This is a genomic window from Fusobacterium sp. JB019 (assembly GCA_030673965.1).
Lineage (GTDB): Bacteria > Fusobacteriota > Fusobacteriia > Fusobacteriales > Fusobacteriaceae > Fusobacterium_B.
In genome coordinates this window covers 32603-52824 of record JAUTCN010000004.1, presented here as the reverse complement: position 1 = coordinate 52824, position 20222 = coordinate 32603, and the positions used below count along the sequence as shown (strand labels likewise).

The 20222-nt window shown below is 25.3% G+C and carries 18 protein-coding genes; all 18 read left to right on the top strand.

Translation table 11 applies throughout. The annotated features are described in order from the left end of the window. Nucleotides 1-88: 88 nt before the first annotated feature. The 18 genes from Q7K47_03795 (at nt 89) to era (ending at nt 20158) form a co-directional block, all read left to right on the top strand. Nucleotides 89-2815, top strand: a complete 2727-nt coding sequence (locus tag Q7K47_03795; protein ID MDP0506333.1) for a DEAD/DEAH box helicase — start codon at nt 89-91, stop codon at nt 2813-2815. Nucleotides 2816-2830: 15 nt separating this feature from the next. Beyond that, nucleotides 2831-4591 (top strand): hypothetical protein, encoded by a 1761-nt coding sequence (locus Q7K47_03790; protein MDP0506332.1) that lies wholly within the window; start codon nt 2831-2833, stop codon nt 4589-4591. 35 nt (nt 4592-4626) lie between these two features. Next, complete coding sequence (locus Q7K47_03785; GenBank protein MDP0506331.1) at nt 4627-8040, top strand: DNA polymerase III subunit alpha; 3414 nt, start codon at nt 4627-4629, stop codon at nt 8038-8040. A gap of 70 nt (nt 8041-8110) precedes the next feature. Next, the gene (locus Q7K47_03780; protein ID MDP0506330.1) at nt 8111-8515 is read left to right on the top strand and encodes a biotin/lipoyl-containing protein; all 405 of its coding nucleotides are present in this window, start codon (nt 8111-8113) and stop codon (nt 8513-8515) included. A gap of 37 nt (nt 8516-8552) precedes the next feature. Beyond that, nucleotides 8553-9893: an acetyl-CoA carboxylase biotin carboxylase subunit gene (accC, locus tag Q7K47_03775; protein ID MDP0506329.1), complete on the top strand. Its 1341-nt coding sequence runs from the start codon at nt 8553-8555 to the stop codon at nt 9891-9893. Between the two features lie 40 nt (nt 9894-9933). Further along, nucleotides 9934-10299, top strand: coding sequence for an Asp23/Gls24 family envelope stress response protein (locus tag Q7K47_03770; GenBank protein ID MDP0506328.1), 366 nt, complete (start codon nt 9934-9936; stop codon nt 10297-10299). Nucleotides 10300-10317: 18 nt separating this feature from the next. Next, nucleotides 10318-10824, top strand: a complete 507-nt coding sequence (amaP, locus tag Q7K47_03765) for an alkaline shock response membrane anchor protein AmaP (GenBank protein ID MDP0506327.1) — start codon at nt 10318-10320, stop codon at nt 10822-10824. 17 nt (nt 10825-10841) lie between these two features. Beyond that, entirely contained in the window at nt 10842-11051 is a 210-nt protein-coding gene (locus Q7K47_03760; GenBank protein MDP0506326.1) for a DUF2273 domain-containing protein, read from the top strand. Between the two features lie 11 nt (nt 11052-11062). Further along, the gene (gene nusB / locus Q7K47_03755; protein ID MDP0506325.1) at nt 11063-11458 is read left to right on the top strand and encodes a transcription antitermination factor NusB; all 396 of its coding nucleotides are present in this window, start codon (nt 11063-11065) and stop codon (nt 11456-11458) included. Nucleotides 11459-11594: 136 nt separating this feature from the next. Further along, nucleotides 11595-12209: a hypothetical protein gene (locus tag Q7K47_03750; GenBank protein MDP0506324.1), complete on the top strand. Its 615-nt coding sequence runs from the start codon at nt 11595-11597 to the stop codon at nt 12207-12209. Between the two features lie 32 nt (nt 12210-12241). Next, on the top strand, nt 12242-13057 hold the full coding sequence (locus Q7K47_03745; protein MDP0506323.1) for a transketolase: 816 nt from the start codon (nt 12242-12244) through the stop codon (nt 13055-13057). 11 nt (nt 13058-13068) lie between these two features. Beyond that, the gene (locus Q7K47_03740) at nt 13069-13995 is read left to right on the top strand and encodes a transketolase family protein (GenBank protein MDP0506322.1); all 927 of its coding nucleotides are present in this window, start codon (nt 13069-13071) and stop codon (nt 13993-13995) included. Nucleotides 13996-14066: 71 nt separating this feature from the next. Then, nucleotides 14067-14891 (top strand): permease-like cell division protein FtsX, encoded by an 825-nt coding sequence (locus tag Q7K47_03735; GenBank protein ID MDP0506321.1) that lies wholly within the window; start codon nt 14067-14069, stop codon nt 14889-14891. Beyond that, nucleotides 14888-15985, top strand: a complete 1098-nt coding sequence (locus Q7K47_03730; GenBank protein ID MDP0506320.1) for a peptidoglycan DD-metalloendopeptidase family protein — start codon at nt 14888-14890, stop codon at nt 15983-15985. The genes Q7K47_03735 and Q7K47_03730 overlap by 4 nt, the downstream gene beginning before the upstream one ends. 9 nt (nt 15986-15994) lie before the next feature. Beyond that, entirely contained in the window at nt 15995-16801 is an 807-nt protein-coding gene (locus Q7K47_03725; GenBank protein MDP0506319.1) for an NAD(+)/NADH kinase, read from the top strand. After that, a complete protein-coding gene (gene recN, locus Q7K47_03720; protein MDP0506318.1) occupies nt 16795-18453 on the top strand; it encodes a DNA repair protein RecN in 1659 nt (552 codons plus the stop codon). The genes Q7K47_03725 and recN overlap by 7 nt, the downstream gene beginning before the upstream one ends. 8 nt (nt 18454-18461) lie before the next feature. Further along, entirely contained in the window at nt 18462-19265 is an 804-nt protein-coding gene (locus tag Q7K47_03715; GenBank protein MDP0506317.1) for a tyrosine-type recombinase/integrase, read from the top strand. After that, complete coding sequence (gene era, locus Q7K47_03710) at nt 19265-20158, top strand: GTPase Era (protein ID MDP0506316.1); 894 nt, start codon at nt 19265-19267, stop codon at nt 20156-20158. The genes Q7K47_03715 and era overlap by 1 nt, the downstream gene beginning before the upstream one ends. The last annotated feature ends 64 nt before the right edge of the window (nt 20159-20222 follow it).

Here is a 20222-nt window from a genome sequence, read left to right as displayed (position 1 = left end):
AAAGACTTGATAAACTTGATGGATAGAAGAAATTATGATATAATTAATCTTAGCAAAAAATAAAAAAGGGAGATAAAATAGGGGAAATATGAAATTAAAAACGGAAAAAGAAATTTATTTTATGCTTATTATAGATAATGATGGAGATTATATTGTTCCAGTTTCTAAAGAAAAAGACGAAATAACAGATTTTAGCAATTTTCAAATTGAAAATGAAAATATAGAAAAATTAGTCTCGTTATTAAAAGAAACTAAAGAAGATGATTTTTTTGTTGGATGGGGAGAAATTAGAAAAGAACTATATTTCGAACAAGTTTCAGAGATAGCTGAATATTTAAAAGAAATTGATAATTTTGTGGATGAGAATTTCAATAAAATTTTATGGAGTTTAGAAGAAAATAGTTTAAGTTTAATCTTAGAAGAATCAGAAGAAGAGGGAAAATTAGATTCAAAATTAGTTTTAAATAATAAATATTTTGATTTTAAGATTTTAAATGAACATTTAATTTTTAGGAAAGGTATAATATATAATTTCAAAGAATTATTTTTAGATACAAGTTTATTAGAAGATTTAAATATAAGTATTGATAAAAATGATATAGAGGTTTTTCTATCTTTAGCTAATAATTATGTCAATGATATAGAAATAAATTATTTAGATTATAAGGTTGAAAAAAAATTAGAATTAAAAGGAATTCCCCAATTAGTAATTGATAAAATTTCCCAGGATAACAGTCTTTATTTAAAGATAAATATATTATATTCCTCTATTTCTGATGAATTTATACGGAAGAATAATTTAGAGGAAATTATAATTATTAATAATTTGGAAAAGAAAATATCTAAGAGTAGAGTTGATTTGGAAAAAACAAATGAATTTATTGATGAAATAATAAAAATTATAACAAAGCATCAGAAAAATTTAGGAATAAGATATGGTTATTTTTTAGATGAAGATAATTTACTTATAATACAAGAAAAATTAGCGAAAGAATTTGTAAAAAAAGATTTGTTGCAATTAGCAGGTAAGTATAAGGTAATTGGAACAGATAAACTTAAAAAATATAGCATTAAAGTTGCGAAACCTAAGTTAGTTGGAAAGTTAAAACATTCTATAGATTTTTTAGAAGGAGAATTAGAATTAGAGATAGGAGAAGAAAAGTTTAGTATAGCTGACATATTATCCACTTTAAAAAAGGACTCTTATATTGTTTTAGGAGATGGAACTAACGCTATAATTAATAAAAAATATATAGAGAAATTGGAAAAAGTTTTTAAAATAGATCAAGATAAAAAAGTGAAAATATCATTTTTTGATTTACCTATAGTCGATGAGATGATTAATGATAAAATTTTAAAAACAGAAATAAACAAAAGAAAAGATTTTTTCTTAGGAATAAATAATTTAGAAAGTAAAAAAATAAGATTGCCTAAAATAAATGCAACGTTAAGAAAGTATCAAGAATATGGTTGTAAATGGTTAGCTTATTTAATAAGTAACAATTTAGGCGGTTGTTTAGCTGATGATATGGGACTTGGGAAAACCTTGCAAGCAATTGTGTTAATAAATAAAATACATACACGAGCTAATAAAAAAACTCTAGTTGTTATGCCTAAAAGTTTAGTATATAACTGGGAAAGTGAAATAAAAAAGTTTAGTCCTAATTTAAATACTGGAATTTATTATGGAAGTAATAGAAATTTAGAAGAAATAATGAATAGTGAAGTTATTTTAACGACTTATGGGACAGTAAGAAATGATATAGAGAAAGTAAAAAAATTGAAATTTGATTTAGTTATACTAGATGAATCTCAAAATATAAAAAATATAAATGCCCAGACAACAAAGGCTGTTATGCTTTTAAATTCTAAGAATAGAATAGCTTTATCTGGAACTCCTGTTGAGAATAATTTGGGAGAATTGTATTCTTTATTTAGGTTTCTAAATCCTTCAATGTTTGGAACAGCTGAAGAGTTTAATAGGTTTTATGCAGTTCCTATACATAGGGATAATGATCAAGAGGCTATTAATGAATTAAGAAAAAAAATATATCCATTTATTTTAAGAAGAATAAAAAAAGAAGTATTGAAAGATTTACCAGATAAAATAGAAAAAGTAGTATACATTGAAATGAATCCAAATCAAAAAAAATATTACGAAGAAAGAAGAATGTATTATTATAATATGGTTCATGAGAATATAAAAGTAAAAGGATTTAATAAATCGCAATTTTATATTCTTCAAGCATTAAATGAATTAAGACAAATTACAAGTTGTCCAGAAATTAAAAATTCATCTATTGTTTCAAGTAAAAAGACAGTTGTTATAGAAAATATAATAGAAGCGGTAAAAAATAATCATAAGGTTTTAGTTTTTGCTAATTATATTAATTCTATAGATGGGATTTGTAAAGAATTAGAAAAAAATGAAATAAAATATTTATCAATGACAGGAGCTACTAAAGATAGGCATATATTAGTTGACAAATTTCAAACAGATTCTAAATATAAAGTATTTGTAATGACCTTAAAAACAGGAGGAGTTGGTCTTAATTTAACTGCAGCAGATACAATATTTATTTATGATCCATGGTGGAATAAAACTGTTGAAAATCAGGCAGTGGATAGAGCATATAGATTAGGACAAGATAGAACAGTCTTTTCATATAAAATGATTCTTAAAGATACAATAGAGGAAAAAATCTTAAAATTACAAGAAACAAAAACTCAATTGGTTGAAAGTTTGATATCAGATGAAGGGGCAGCAGTTAAAAATTTAAATGAAGAAGATATAGAGTTTATATTAGGTAGTTAAAGGATAGGAGATTTTATGGGAATAAGCAGGACACAGTTTAGAGAAGCGATAGATAAATTTTATACAAAAAGTGATTTATATAAATTATTTAAGGTTTATTTCATAGACCTAATAGCAGAAGGATATATTGGATTAAATATGGGAATTTTTGAAGTTTCTTTAATAACAGAGGACAGTAAAAAATCTAAATTTTTAGAATTAATGGATCAGATTTTCTTAAAAAAAGAAAGTTTTTTAAATGTTTTTTCAACTTTACCTAAAGATGTTCAAGAAATATTTATAAGAATAGCTTGGGATGGGAAATACATCATAAAAGAAAGAGATTTATGTTTTAAAAAAGGTAGAGAGTTTTCAAACGATATACAGTTAAAAGATGAGTATAGATTTTTTAAATATGGGTATGGAGTAAAAAAAGAAGAATATTTATATTTAGATAACGACATTGTAAGATGGTATAGAGAATTCTTGCCTAGGACAAAGGAATGTTATATTTATCCTTCTGAAAGATATGGAAAACTATCTAGCGATAGTAATGAAAATATTATTTTAGAAGACATTGTAAATTATTTTAAATTTTTTGCAGATGGAAAAATAGAATTATCTTCAAGTGGGAAGGTATTAAAATCTTCTAAAAATAATATGTGTAAATATTGTAATATAAAAGAGTATTATGAAGATGAGAAGGATTTGAGTTTTTTAAAAACTGAAACAATAGCGTTGTTTTTCTTTTTATTGAAGGAAGAATATCTAAATATTTCCTATTTAAGGGCTAGCAATATTAAAAATATAGTGAATGATTTTCTAGAGGGTAAAAGTATAAAGGATAAGAATTCAGTTTATATAAGACTATATTTAAATTATTTAAAAGGTGTAAATAAAATTTTTAAAAATAATAGTGAAGTAAAAAGAGGAATACAAACTATTAAAGAAGCTTTAATGGAAATGCCAGATAATAAAATGGTTAATGTAGATAATATAATAAACTATATTATATATAATGATAAATTTATAGAAGTTTTAGATATAAATTCAGTGTATAATAATATTTATATAAATGAAGCTAACTATGAGAGAACTAAAATAACTTCTTATTTTAATTACAGAAATTATATAATAGAACCATTTATAAAATCTGTTTTATTTATACTTAGTGCATTAGGAGTAATTGAAATTTTCTATACATTACCTTCAAATAAAAATGCATTATATTTAAAGCATGGTTATTTATCTAAGTTTGATGGAATTAAAGCCATTAAGTTTACAGAATTAGGGAGATATATCTTTGGTAGAAGTGATAAATATGATTTCAAAGAAGAGGAAGAAGGAAACGCTATATTAGAAGATGATAGATTAATAATAACATTAATTGGAGAATCTCCAATTAAAATATTATTTTTAGAAACTATAGGTACAAAAATTTCATCTAATAAGTATAAGCTTTCTAAGGATAGTTTTTTTAGAAAAATAAAAAACAAAAAAGATTTCTATGAAAAAATTAATGAATTTAAAGAAAAAATATCTTCTGATTTTTCAAATATTTGGACAGATTTTTTTAACGAAATGGAAAAAAGAATTAACTCAATTAAAATAATTAATGATTATAAAGTTTTAAAATTAGGAGAAGATAAAGAATTAGTAAACTTTATTATAAAGAACAAAGAAATTGGAAAGTTAATATTAAAGGCTGAAGAATTTCATATTTTAATAAAAGAAGAAAATATAGAAAAATTTTCTGAAATTTTAAAAGAAAATGGATATTATTTTGAAAATGTGTAATATAATATAAGTAAAGATCGAAAGGAGATACTATTATGGAAAATAGATTTACTCATTTACATTTACATACAGAGTATAGTCTTCTTGATGGTGTCGGAAAGATTTCAGAATATATAAGTAAAGCCAAAGAATTAAAAATGAGAAGTATTGGTATAACTGATCATGGGAATATGTTCGGGGCAATAGAAATGTATAAAAAAGCCATTGAAAATGGCATTAAGCCTATAATAGGTATAGAAGCTTATGTCGCTGAGAATGGAATGAAAAATAAAGAAGGTAGAATTTTTCATGTTGTTTTATTGGCTAAAAATAATGAAGGATATAAAAATTTAATAAAAATAAGTTCCCAAGCCTATATTGAAGGATTTTATTATAAACCTAGAACAGATAAAGAATTTTTAAAGAAGCATAGGGAAGGTGTTATTTGTCTATCAGCTTGTATGCAAGGAGAAATTTCTAGAAGAATTCTAGATGAAGAATCTTCAGAAAAAATAAATGCAGCGATAGAAGATTATATAGAAATTTTTGGAAAAGAAGATTTTTATATAGAATTACAAAATAATGGGTTTTTAATTCAAGAAGAATTAAATAAAAAATTATTTCAGTTAGCTAATAAATTTCAAGTGAAAACAGTAGCAACAAATGATACTCATTATGTTAATAAAGGGGATCATGTATTACAAGATATAATGCTTTGTATCCAAACAGGTTCTAGAATAAATGATGAAAAAAGAATGAAAATAGAAACAGAAGAATTATATTTAAAAACTAGAGAAGAAATGATAGAAGCTTTAGGTCAAGAATATATAGAGGCTATTGATAATACTAATGAAATTAGTGATAAATGTAATGTTCAAATTGAATTTGGAAAATTTAAGTTTCCTTACTATGTAATTCCAAAAGATCAAAGTAATATAGAAAATTATTTGAAAACTTTAGTTTATGAAGGATTAAAAAAAAGATATCCCTTAGGTCTTAATGAGAGTATAATAGAGCGTATAGAATATGAAATATCCATTATAAATAAGATGGGATATGCTGGGTATTTTGTTGTTGTATGGGATTTTATAAGTTTTGCCAAAAAAAGAGGAATACCTATTGGTCCAGGAAGAGGATCAGCAGCAGGAAGTTTAGTTGCTTATGCTTTAGGAATAACAGAATTAGATCCTTTGAAGTATAATTTGATTTTTGAAAGATTTTTAAATCCAGAAAGAATATCTATGCCAGATATAGATATAGATATTTGTCAGGAAAGAAGACAAGAATTAATAGAATATGTAGTTAAAAAATATGGTAGTGATAAAGTAGCTCAAATTATAACTTTCGGAACTTTAAAGGCTAGAGCAGCAATAAGAGATGTAGGAAGAGTTTTAAATATACAACTTTCAAAAATTGATAAAGTGGCTAAATTAATTCCTTTTAATTATTCTATTAAAGAGGCATTAAAAAATGTAAAAGAATTAAATGAAATTTATAAAACTGATAATGAAATAAAAATGGTATTAGATTTTTCTGGTAGATTAGAAAATAAAGTTAGACATACTTCTATTCATGCTGCAGGAATAGTTATTACAAAAGATCCTCTAAATGAAACTGTACCTCTTTATTCAGACAAAGATTCATCGATCTCAACTCAATATCAAATGAAAGAATTGGAAGAATTAGGACTTTTGAAAATGGATTTTTTAGGTTTGAAAAATCTAACAAATATCCAAAGGACGATAGATTATGTAAAAGAAGATTTGAAAAAAGAAATAAAGTTAGAAGAAATTCCTTTAAATAGTGAAGAGGTTTATAAATTACTTTCTAATGGAGATACATTAGGAGTTTTTCAGTGCGAATCTAAAGGAATAAGAAAAATACTTAGAAAATTAAAGCCAGATAGATTTGAAGATATAATAGCATTGTTAGCTTTATATAGACCGGGACCATTAGGATCTGGGATGGTTGATAATTTTATTAATTGTAAAAATGGGAGAGAAGAAATTAAATATCCTCATAATTCTTTAAAAGAAATATTAGAAGAAACTTATGGGGTAATACTTTATCAAGAACAAGTTATGAAAATAGCTAATATCATGGCTAATTATTCTTTAGGAGAAGCAGATTTATTAAGAAGAGCCATGGGAAAAAAGAATATTTATATAATGGAAGAAAACAAAGAAAAATTTATAGAACGTTCTATAAAAAATGGTTATACAGAAGAGAAAGCAAATGAAATATTTCATCTAATAGATAAATTTGCAGGCTATGGATTCAATAAATCGCATTCAGCTGCCTATGCTCTGATTGCATATTGGACAGCATATTTAAAAGCTTTATATCCTAAGTATTATTTTGCAGCAATCATGAGTTCAGGAATGAAGGATATAGAAAATATTGCAGGGTATATTGAAGATGCAAGAAGACATCAAGTTAAGGTTAAATTTCCAAATGTAAATAAAGCAGCTTCTAGATTCTTAGTTGATAGGGAAGGTATAGTATTTGCTCTTTCAGCAATAAAAAATTTAGGAATAAAAGTTTCTGAAGGAATAAAGCAAGAAGTTGAGGAAAACGGAGAGTATAAAACTTTTGATGAATTTATTTTTAGAACTAAAAAATATGGTATCAATAAAAAAGGTTTAGAAGCTCTTGTTTATTCAGGAGCATTAGATTGTCTAGAAGGAAATAGGAAAGCTAAAATAGAGTCTATTTCTAAAGGAATTGATTATGCAAATAAAAGATTAAAAGAAGATGAAATTCAGCAAATGAATTTATTTGGAGAAGCAAAATCTACAATAACTAGTTTTTCCATGTCTCAAGTGGAAGAGTTTAAATTAGAAGAAAAATTGAAAAAAGAAAAAGAATTTTTAGGATTTTATTTAAGTGCAAATCCATTAGATGTTTATAAAAATATAATCTCTACTTATCGTGTAGATAATATAGAAAGTATAAAAGATGGGGAAGAAAATAAGATTGTGGATATAGTCGGAATTATTTATAATATAAAAAAGGTTGTGACTAAAAGAACTGGAGAAGTAATGGGGATATTTGATATTGAGGATTATACAGACTTAATTCAAGGAATAATATTTCCAAGAGATTTTAATAAATATTCTTCAGATTTCATAGAAGGAAAAGCAGCATTTCTTTCAGGAAGTATTAAAGCAGATTATTTTAATGGAAATGAAACAAAAAAGTTTATAGTTAAAAGTTTAATAGATGTGAATAAATTAGGTTTTTTAAATAATAAAAAAGTTTATATATTGCTTAAGGAAAATGAGAAACATAAATTTTTAAAATTAAAAGATATATTAAAAAGGTATAGAGGGAAATCAACTCTTTTCTTTGCAATGAAAAAAGATAATAAAAAAGTGGTGAAGGATTCAAAAGTTAAAGTATTTCCTTCGTTAAATTTTATAAACGAAGTTGTGGATTTATTGGGAAAAGATAGCTTGGTGATTAAATAACTGATGTAATTTTATCTTGCTACATTTTTCTGTTTGTGATAAAATTAAAAAAAAAGTATAGGAGGAACAAGTGGAAAAAGAAGAAATAATGATAGATGAATTAGTTAGGATATTAGCTGATAAGAACCTATCTGAAATAAATTATGAAGCGGAAGAACTAAAAATAAAAATAAAAAAAGATTTAATAGAGGAAGTTGAAGAGGAAGTTATTTTAGAAGAAGAAATAGTAAAAGAAGAGGAAGTTTTTGAATATATAAAATCAACTAATATAGGGAAGTTTTATTTCTTTGATAAAAATGGAGTTCCATTAGTTAGCGTAGGACAACCAATAAAGATAGGACAAGTAATAGGTTACATATCAACAGTTGGAATTAAAACTCCTATGAAGTCTGATAAAGCTGGTGTTGTAGAAGAAATTTTATTGAAAAATGGAGATACAACTGATTATGGAAAAGCTTTAATAAAAATCAAATAATTTATAAGGAAATTATAAAAGAAATTGGAGGGTAAAATTGAAGAAAATACTTATTGCGAATAGAGGAGAAATAGCTATAAGGATAATAAGAGCAGCTAAAGAATTAGGAATAAAAACAGTTGCAGTTTATTCAGAGGCTGATAAGGATAGTTTACATGTTCAAATGGCAGATGAAGCCGTATGTATAGGAGCAGCTTCAGCTGTAGATTCTTATTTGAAAATTCCTAATATAATTGCAGCGGCAGAAATAACTGGAGCAGATGCTATTCATCCAGGATATGGATTTTTAGCTGAAAATGCAAGATTTGCTAAAATTTGTAGAATACATGAATTAATTTACATTGGACCTAATCATGAGTGCATAAAAAATATGGGAGATAAGGCTACCGCAAGAGAAAAAGCAATAGAAAATAATGTTCCTGTAACAAATGGAACAGGTATAATAACAAATGTTGAAGAAGCAAAAAAAGAAATAGAAGAAAGAATTGGATATCCAGTAATGATTAAAGCTACTGCTGGTGGCGGTGGAAAAGGAATGAGGATAGCTAGAAATGATGAGGAATTAGAAAGAAATATGGTTGCAGCTCAAAATGAAGCAGAGGCAGCATTTAATAATCCAGACGTATTTGTAGAGAAATATGTTGAAAATCCTAAACATGTTGAAATTCAGATTATAGGAGATAAACATGGGAATGTAATACATTTAGGAGAAAGAAATTGTTCTATCCAAAGAAAAAATCAAAAATTAATAGAGGAATCTCCATCATTTAAATTACCTGAAAAGGTAAGAAAAGAAATGGGAGATGCAGCAGTAAGACTTGCAAAAGCTATTAATTATGATTCAGCAGGAACTTTTGAATTTTTGCTAGATCAAGATAATAATTTTTATTTTATGGAGATGAACACTAGAATACAAGTGGAACATACAGTAACTGAAGCTGTAACTGGTTTAGATATAATAAAATTACAAATAGTATTAGCTGAGGGAGATATACTAAATATGACTCAAGAGGATATAGTTCCTTATGGTCATGCAATAGAGTGTAGAATAAATGCAGAGGATACAGAGCATGGATTTTTACCATGTCCTGGGAAAATAACTAAATATGTAACTCCAGGAGGAATAGGAATAAGAATAGATTCTCATACATATCAAGGATATGAAATATCACCTTATTATGATTCAATGATAGGTAAAATAATTGCTTTTGGTATAGATAGAGAAGAAGCTATTGCAAGAATGAAGAGAGCTTTAAATGAATTTATAATTGAAGGTGTAGAAACAACAATACCTTTTCATTTAAAAGTTCTAGAAAATGAAAATTATAAAAAAGGAAATGTAACAACTGCTTTCATTGAAAAGGAATTTGGGTTATAATAGATGTATATTAATTTAAATTTATAGAAGGGGGTTTATTATGGGTAACTTAGGAAATATAAAAATAGCAGATGATGTGGTTAGAACCATTGCCGCTAAAGCTACTGAAGATGTTGATGGTGTATATAAATTAGCAGGAGGAGTAGCTGGAGAAGTTAGCAAAATGCTAGGTAAAAAAAGAACAACAACAGGAATAAAAGTTGAAGTTGGAGAAAAAGAATGTAGTATAGACACTTATATAATAATAAAATATGGATATCATATTTCAGAAGTTGCTAAAAATGTTCAAGAGGCAGTATTAAAAGCTGTTTCTGAGTTAACTGCTTTAACAGTAGTTGAAGTTAATGTATTTATTCAAGATATAAAGATAGAGGAAACTGTAGAAATTTTAGAAGAAAATGCATAAACAAAGGGATGTGATTTTATGTTTAAAAAGTTTTTGTTTTTTATAGCTTGGTTAGGAATGCTTATATTAGCTTCTTTAGGGATAGTATATGTGTTTGTTCCTAAATATTTAATTACTTTTCAAGAAGATGTATTTTTTAGAAATGTGTTAATTTTAACAATTTCAATAATATATATATTTATAGTAATAATTAAGTTTATTTCTTTGTTTAAAAAAGAAGAAGGATATATTATAAAGGGTGAATTAGGAACTGTAAATATTTCATTAGATTCAATTAAAGGAGTTATAAAAGAAATATTATCACCAGATAGAGAAATAAGAAATATAAAGATAGTATGTGGTAAGAAAAGAAAAAAACATTACATATTAATTAATTTAGATATGCTAACTAATAGAAGTATAGCTGAAAAAAGTGAAGAGTTACAAAAAAAGATAAAATCAGAGTTACAAGATAAATTAGAATTAGATATAGAAGTGATAGAAATAAAAATAAAAAAAGTTTCCTTAAAAGTTAAAGAGAATTAATTAAGAGGTGAGGCTATATGTTAGACGAGTTTATTATCTTAATAATGGAAAATAAAAGGAAAGTTTTAGGAGCTATAGTTGGATTTATTATAGCAATTTTAGTTCTTATTTTTGGATTTTTTTCCACATTGTTTATTATATTACTAACAATAATAGGTTATATAGTAAGTGATAATGAAGAAGTTAGAAATTATTTTAATAATATATTAGAAAGATTTAGAAAATAAAAGGGGAAGAGATGAGCAGAAGAGCAGCAAGAGAAGATTTATTTAAGATTATATTTGAAGCAGAAATGAAAGAAGAATCAGCAAAAGATATTTACTCTGATTACCTTACAAGAGAAGAAGGGAAAAAAATAAACGAAAATGAAAGAGAATTTATAGAACAATATGTAAAAGGAATTGAAGATCATAGTGAAGAGATTTTAGATTCTATAAATTCTAAAATGGAAGGTTGGAGTTATGATAGAATAGGAATTGTAGAAAAAGCTCTTCTGAAATCTGCAGTTTATGAATTGATGTTTGAAAAAACTCCAAAAGAAGTTGTAATTAATGAAGTTGTAGAGTTAGCTAAAAAATATGGAGATACAAAGTCATATGAATTTTTAAATGGAGTTTTAGCTAAGGTTTTATAAAATTTAAAATCTCTAGTAAGTTATTACTGGAGATTTTTTTATTTTGTTATTAAATTAATTAAAACTATATTAAATAGTGATTTTTTTTGTAAAATATAGTAAAATATATTTACGCGATTAAACAGTGGAGAAATACATGGAAACTATACTAAAATTTTTAGAAAATATAGGAATTATAGGGATCATTATATCTTTTAGTGCTTTCTTAATAGGGATTAAATTTCCTGATTGGGATTTTAAATTAAAATTAAGGCATAGAAATATTTTAACCCATAGTCCTATAATTATATTTTTTCTTTTGAGTCTTTATAATAATGAAGAAAGTTATCTGTTTAGAATGTTTATCATGGGATTTTCATGTGCCATGGGAGTTCATTTAATTTTTGATTTTTTTCCAAAAGGTTGGGCAAGGGGAGCTTTGTTACATATACCAATAGTAGATAAAGAACTAAGGAAAAATATATCGAAAGCTTTAATTTTTATTTCGATAATAATATGTCTTTATATAGTTATTAAGTTGAGTTCATCTATAGAAGAGTATATATACATATTAATGTTATCTTTAGTATATATACTAAAGAGTACTAAAAAAGAAGAGAAGTTATTTAGGCCTCTTATTTTATTTTTAATATTATTTATACTTTTAGGAAATTTTAAATATGAAAAATTTAATAAAAAAGTATATAAAAAAATAAATTATGAATTAAAAAATTCTAGTTTTATTGACAAGTTAAGTTATAAAATAATATAATATTTTATAAATATAAATTGAAAGGAGAAACAATGAAGGATATTAATCTTTTATCAACAAAAGCAAAAGAAGTAAGAAAAGACATTATTAAAATGATCACCAAAGCAAATTCTGGTCATCCAGGAGGATCACTTTCAGCTACTGATATATTAACAACATTATATTTTCATGAAATGAACGTAGATCCTAAAAATCCAAAAATGGAGGGAAGAGATAGATTTGTATTATCTAAAGGACATGCAGCTCCAGCATTATACGCTGTACTAGCAGAAAAAGGATATTTTGACAAAGAAATCCTTATGACTTTAAGACAATATGGTTCTATATTACAAGGACATCCAGATATGAAAAAAGTACCAGGAGTTGAAATTTCAACAGGTTCTTTAGGACAAGGTCTTTCTGTTGCAAATGGAATGGCGTTAAATGCTAAAATTTTTAAAGAAGATTACAGAGTTTATGCTGTAATGGGAGATGGAGAACAACAAGAAGGTCAAATATGGGAGGCTGCGATGACAGCTGCACATTATGGACTTGATAATATATGTGCTTTTGTAGATACTAATAATCTTCAAATTGATGGAAACGTAGATAAAGTAATGGGTGTAGAACCTTTAACTGATAAATGGAAATCTTTTGGATGGCATGTAATTGAAATAAATGGTCATGATTTTGATGAAATAATATCTGCTTTAGATGAAGCTAAAACAGTTAAAAATAAACCAACTGTTGTAATTGCTAGAACTACTAAAGGTAAGGGAGTTTCTTTTATGGAAAATGTATGTGGATTCCATGGAAAAGCGCCTACACAAGAACAAGCAGTACAAGCTTTAGAAGAATTAAATAAATAAGGGGGATAACAATGATAAAAAAGGCGACAAGAGAAGCTTATGGAGAAGCTTTAGCCGAATTAGGAAGATTAAATAAAGATGTAGTAGTCTTAGATGCAGACTTATCTGGTTCAACAAAAACTAGTGTATTCAAAAAGGAATTTCCTGAAAGACATATAAATGTAGGAATTGCAGAAGCTGATTTAATAGGAACTGCAGCAGGATTAGCAACTTGTGGAAAAACTGTTTTTGCTTCAACATTTGCTGTTTTTGAAGCAGGTAGAGCTTATGAACAAATAAGAAATACAGTAGCTTATCCGAAATTAAATGTTAAAATAGCACCAACTCATGCAGGAATTTCTGTAGGAGAAGATGGAGGATCTCATCAATCAATAGAAGATATTGCTTTAATGAGAGTAGTTCCAGGAATGGTTGTTTTATCTCCAGCAGATGCAGTAGAAACAAAAAAAATGGTTCATGCAGCAGCGGAATATGATGGACCTGTTTATATAAGAATGGGAAGATTAGGAGTACCAGTTTTATTTGATGAAAATTATGATTTCCAAATAGGATTAGCAAATACAATTCAAGAAGGAAATGATGTAACTATAGCAGCAACAGGACTTATGGTAGCTGAAGCATTAAAAGCTGCAGAAGTATTAAAAGCTGAAGGAATTTCAGTAAGAGTTATAAATGTAGGGACAATAAAACCATTAGATGGAGAAACAATATTAAAGGCAGCAAAAGAAACTAAATTTATAGTTACAGCAGAAGAGCATTCTGTTATAGGTGGTTTAGGTTCAGCTGTTTCTGAATTTTTATCAGAAGTACATCCTGCTAAAGTTAAAAAAGTAGGTATTTATGATAAATTTGGACAAAGTGGAACAGGAGCAGAGTTATTAGAAAAATATGAACTAACTGCTGAAAAATTAATTTCTGTAATAAAAGAAAATTTATAAATATATACTTAAATATAGAGGCAAAATAGATTTTTGCCTCTATTTAATAATTTGAATGGAAGGAAAAGATTATGTTTAAAAAAGTACAAAAAAAATCAAAAATTTACGTAGATATAAAAAAGAGTTTTTTTAGTATTATTTTAATTTCTATTCTTTTTAATTTTTTTGTTTCTGGAATACTAAATTTTAACTCTCAGTTAAATAAATTAGATAATATAAATTTTGTATCTGCTGAATTACAAAATAATATTTCTACAAAGGAAAAAGGAAAAATAGAAGAATATTTGCTTAATATTCCAGAAATAAAAAAAGTTATTTATGTAGATAGCTATATAGCTTTTAGAAATCTACAAAGTGATTTGGGAATTGTTATTCCTAGAGGAGAGAATCCTCTTCCAGATTCAATGAGAATATATTTTGATAGTAAATCTTCTTTGGAAAAGATTCAAGATATTTTAGATAAAGATAAAAGAATAAAAGAATATTTTATAGATGGAAGTTATTCAGAAGAAATAGGGATGAAATCTAAAATATATAGAGGGATAAAAAATATATTATTATTTGGAAGTATAAGTTCTTTAGCAATATTATATTTTATTATTTCTCTTCAAATTCAAAGTGATTATTTAGCGTTAATATTAAATGGAAAAAGCAACGCAAGAACTAAGCTAAAAGCTAAAAATATAAATGTTTTACAGTTTACAGTTGCAATTTTAAGTGGGACAGTTATTTATTATAATATATATTTTATATTGAGACAATGGCTATTAACCCTAGATATAAAAGTTGATATATTAAGTTTATTTCAAATAATCTATTTTCAAAGTTTGATAATATTTCTTCTAATAATAATTGTTTGGAAATTTCCAGTAAATGAGAAGAGTGAAATATTATGAAACTAATATTAATATATTTTTTATCTTCAATATTTATATTTGGAAGTTCAAATGTTAATCAGATGAAAGAAAAAATTAAAAAATTAGATACTGAAATAAAAGTTAAACATGAAAGAATAGAAGTTATAGATAATACTAAAAAAACGATTGAAGAACAAATTGAAGAAATAAGAAAAGAAATTAATGAAATATTAAAGGATAGAAATAAGATAGAGTTAGAAATAAAGTCAATTATGAAAAACATTGATTACGGAGAAAGAAATTTAAAGTTTAGTTCAAAAGAACTTCAAAGAACAAAATCAGAATTTGATGCTAAAATTATTGCTTGGAATAGACGTGATAAGTCTAAACTTTCTTTTGAAGAAGAAGGGATATTGAAGAGACAATTTTCTAAGATATTATATAATGATTTAAATAGGATGACAAAGATAAAAGATGTTACACATGATATAAAAGAAGTTAAAGCTAATATAGAGAAAGAAAAAACTAAATTAGCAAGATTAAGATATTCTTTAAATTTGAAAAAAAATCAAATTGCAAAAAAGCAATATCAAAAAAATAAATTAATTAAGAAATTAGAAAAAGAAAAAAAATCACATATAAGTAAAATATCTTCTCTAGAGAAACAGAAAAAAAGAATAGAAAAAGAAATAGAAAATATAATTAATTCAAGAATAAAAAGTGTTGGGAAAGTAAAATATTCAACAGCCATATCTAAGTTAGGAAGGGCTGCTTATCCTCTTACAAATGGAAGAATCGTTTTAAATTTTAATGATTTTAAAGCAAAATCTGTTTCTAGTAATGGAATAGAAATGAGAGGAAAATTAGGAGATATTGTAAGATCATCTTTTAAAGGAGAGATTATTTATTCTGGAAAAATTCAAGGACTAGGAAAAGTTGTCATGATTGATTATGGTTATAATACAATAGGGGTTTATGGAAACTTAATTTCTTCAAAAGTAAAACAAAATCAAAGAGTTATACAAGGTCAAAAAATAGGAATTTTAGGATATTCAATAGATAAAAAGCCTAATTTATATTATGAAATTAGAATGAACTTAAAACCAATAGATCCTAGAAAATTTTTAAAATAAGGAGTTAATATGGAAAAAAAATGTGTGATATTCTATAATAAAGAAAAGATTAAAGCTATAGAAATGTACCATAAAATAATAGATTTTTTTCAAAAAAATAAAGTTTTAATTTTATCTCCTGATGATATTCTAGAAGCAGATTTTGCAATAGTAATAGGTGGAGATGGGACTTTACTTAGAGCTTCTAAACAAATAATTTTAAAGAAAAATTTGATAACAATTGCAATAAATGCTGGAAATTTAGGGTTTTTAACTGAAACAAAATTAGATGAAGGTTTGGATGCTTGCAAAAATTTTTTAGAAGGAAAATATAAGATAGAAAAAAGAGGGATTTTAGAAATAACTATAAATTCAGAAAAGTTTTATGCTTTAAATGAAGTTGTTTTTTCAAATGGAGGAATGGGGAAAAGATTAACATCATTGGATTTGTTTTGTGATATAGATAGAATTAATAGATATAAGGGAGATGGAGTTATAATAGCTACTCCTACAGGATCAACAGCTTATTCTCTTTCTGCAGGAGGTCCAATATTATCTCATTATTTACAAGCAATCTTAATAACTCCTATAGCTCCACATAATCTTACAAGTAGACCTATAGTTATAGATTCTAAAAGACAGGTAAGAGTGGAACATGTAAAAGGATATGATAGATGTTTTATAATTGTAGATGGAGAGATGGTTCGTCAAATAGAAGAAGATGATAAAATAGAAATTAAATATTCAGAAAAAACATTAAATTTATTTAGTTATGAAAATAGAAATTATTATTCTGTTTTAAAGGAAAAATTAAGGTGGGGAGATAATTTATGTTAAAGGAGCTTTTAATAGAAAATTTAGCAATAATAGAAAAGTTAGATATAGAAATTGGTGGAGGGCTAATTACTTTAACAGGAGAAACTGGAGCAGGAAAGTCTATTATACTAAGTGGAATAAATTTGTTATTAGGAGAAAAAGCTAAAATAGATATGTTAGGGGCTGAAGATAAGTCTTTGGTTGCTCAAGGTATATTTAATGTAAATAATAATCAAAAAAGAGAACTTTTAGATTTAGGAATAGAAGTTGAAGAGCAAGAAATAATTATAAGAAGAGTTTTAGAAAAGACAGGAAGAACAAAAGTTTTTGTAAATGGAATAAGAACTCCTTTAGGAACGTTAAAAGAAATTATGAGAACATTAGTTGATATAGTAGGACAACATTCTCATCAAATGTTATTAAATAAAGAAAATCATATAAAATTAATAGATAGATTTTCAGAAGAAGAAGCAAAAGATATTAGAGAAAATCTTGAGAATAGTTTTAGTTTATATAATGAATTCAATAAAAAAGTAAAATATATTGAAGAAAGTAAAAGAGATTTAGCTGAAAGAAAAGAATTTTATGAATTTCAATTACAAGAAATAGAAAGTGCTAATTTAAATTTAGGAGAAGATGAAGAATTAGAAATAGAATATAGAAGACTTTTTAATGCAGGTAAAATTAAAGAGAAATTAATGATGTCAGAACTAGGATTAAAAAATGAAGAAATAAATGCTTTAAGTATAATATATACTTGTAAAAAAAGTTTAGAAACAATAGTAAGTTATGGAAAAGAGTTTGAAGATATTTATGAACAATTAGAAAAAGTTTACTATGAGTTAGACGATTGTGTGAGCTCTATAGAAAATTTAAATAGTGAAATAGATATTGATGAAAATAGACTTTCAGAAGTAATTGAAAGATTAGATTTAATAAAAAGATTAAAGGATAAGTATGGAGAAACTATTGAAGAAATTTTAAATTTTAAAACAGAACTTGAAGAGAAATTAAATAAATTAGATGAAAATGAATTTAAAATATCAAATTTAAATAAAAAAAGAGAAGAATATAAAGAAAAATATTGGAAATATGCAATAGAACTTAGAAAAATTAGAAAAAAATATATTCAATTAATAGAAAAAGAACTGATAAAAGAATTAGATTTTTTAAATATGAAAAATGTAAATATAAAAATAAAATTAGATGAAAAAGAAATGATGTCTAAAAATGGATCAGATGAAATTGAAATATTTATTTCAACTAATATAGGGCAAGAATTAAAACCTCTTCAAAAGATAGCTTCTGGTGGTGAAGTTAGTAGAATAATGTTAGCATTAAAAGTTATTTTTTCTAGAGTTGATAATATTCCAATTTTAATCTTTGATGAAATAGATACAGGAGTAGGGGGAGAAACTGTTAGGAAAATTGCAGAGAAATTAAAGGAAATTGGTGAAAATGTACAAGTTTTATGTATTACTCACTCTCCAGTAATAGCTTCAAAAGCAAATGAACAATTTTTTATAGAAAAGAAAACACAAGATAATAAAACTATTACATTGGTAAGAAAATTAAAAGAAGAAGAGAGAGTTTTAGAAATTTCAAGAATGTTAGCAGGAGATAATGTAACTGATGCAGTATTGAAACACGCAAACGAATTACTTTATGAATAGGAGTTAGAATGAAGTTGATTAATGAGTTTTTTTTTCAGTTAGAAAAGGAAGAAGTTGTAGCAAAGGTAAGTATAGATTTTTATAAAAAAGATATATTAGATTTTGAAGAATATTTAAAAGGCAAGAGTCTTTTAGATGTTACAGAAGAGGATATTATGGTATATTTAGAATTTTTAAAATCTAAATATGCAGAGAATTCAATAATAAGAAAAATAACCTCTTTAAAAGCTATGTACAAATATTTTATAAAAAAAGAGTATATAAATAATTCTCCAGTTGAAAAAATAAGCACAACAAGAAAAAATATAAAAATTGGTAAAAAGATAAAAGGATATGAAATTAAAGCAATTTTAGATGTGTGCGGAGATAGTAGAAAAGAAAAAAGAGATAGTCTAATAATAAAACTTTTATCAGAAACAGGCTTAAAAATATCAGAAATTTTAAATTTAGAAGCGGAAGATTTAAAAAAAAATAATTATAAAAGTTTTACAGTAAATAGAGGAAATGAATATATTATAATACAAATTTCATTAGATTTATCTTTAGAATTAAGAGAATATATAGAAAAATTAGAAATAGAATTAGATATTGAAATAAATAAAATTTTTTATGATATAACAAATCAAAATTTTAAAGATAGATTTATAAGATATGGAAGAAAGGCAAAATTAGAAAGAGAAGTTTTACCTAGCATGATAAGAAATAAATGTATTGATGAAAGAAAAAAAGAGACATCAGGTTTTAAAAAAGAAAATAGATTAGAAGAAATAAGGAAAGAATATTTTAAAATAGGAATAGGAGATGAGAATTAATGAAAGCAGGATTTATTGCTGTAGTAGGGAGACCTAATGTAGGGAAATCAACCCTTATAAATAAATTAGTTGATGAAAAAGTAGCAATAGTTTCAAATAAAGCAGGAACAACAAGAGAAAATATAAAAGGGATATTAAATGTAAAAGGAAATCAGTATATATTTATAGATACTCCAGGTATACATAAACCAAAACATTTATTAGGTGAATATATGACAAATAGTGCTATTAGAATATTAAAAGATGTAGACGCTATTCTAATGCTTTTAGATGGAACTCAAGAAATTAGTACAGGAGATCAGTTTGTTATGGAAAGAGTTTTGTCAGCTAGAAGAACTCCAAGAATTTTGGTTATAAACAAAATTGATAGATTAACTGATGAAGAGTTGAAAAATAAAAGATTAGAAGTAGAAGAAAAATTAGGGAAATTTGATGGAATTGTTGAAATAGCAGGGGAATATGGAATAGGGATTCCTAAATTATTAGATAGGTTAGAAATGTTTTTAGAGGAAGATATTCAATATTATCCAGATGATATGTATACAGATATGCCTATATATAGAATAATGACAGAAATTGTTAGAGAAAAAATATTACTAAAAACTAGAGATGAAATTCCTCATTCAGTTGCAATAGAAATAATTAATGTTGAAAAAAGAGATGAAGGTAAGGATAAGTTTAATATTAATATTTATGTTGAAAGAGATTCTCAAAAAGGTATTATAATAGGAAAAGGCGGTAAAATGCTAAAAGAGATCGGAACTGAAGCTAGAAAAGAAATTGAAAAATTATTAGATAGAAAAATATATTTAGAACTTTGGGTAAAAGTAAAGAATGACTGGAGAAAGAAAAAACCATTCTTAAAAGAATTAGGATATTTTGATGAAAAATAAAAAATAAAAAAAAGAAAGAACCTCTCACTTTTGTGGGGGTTCTTTCTTTTTTGATTAAAGTTTA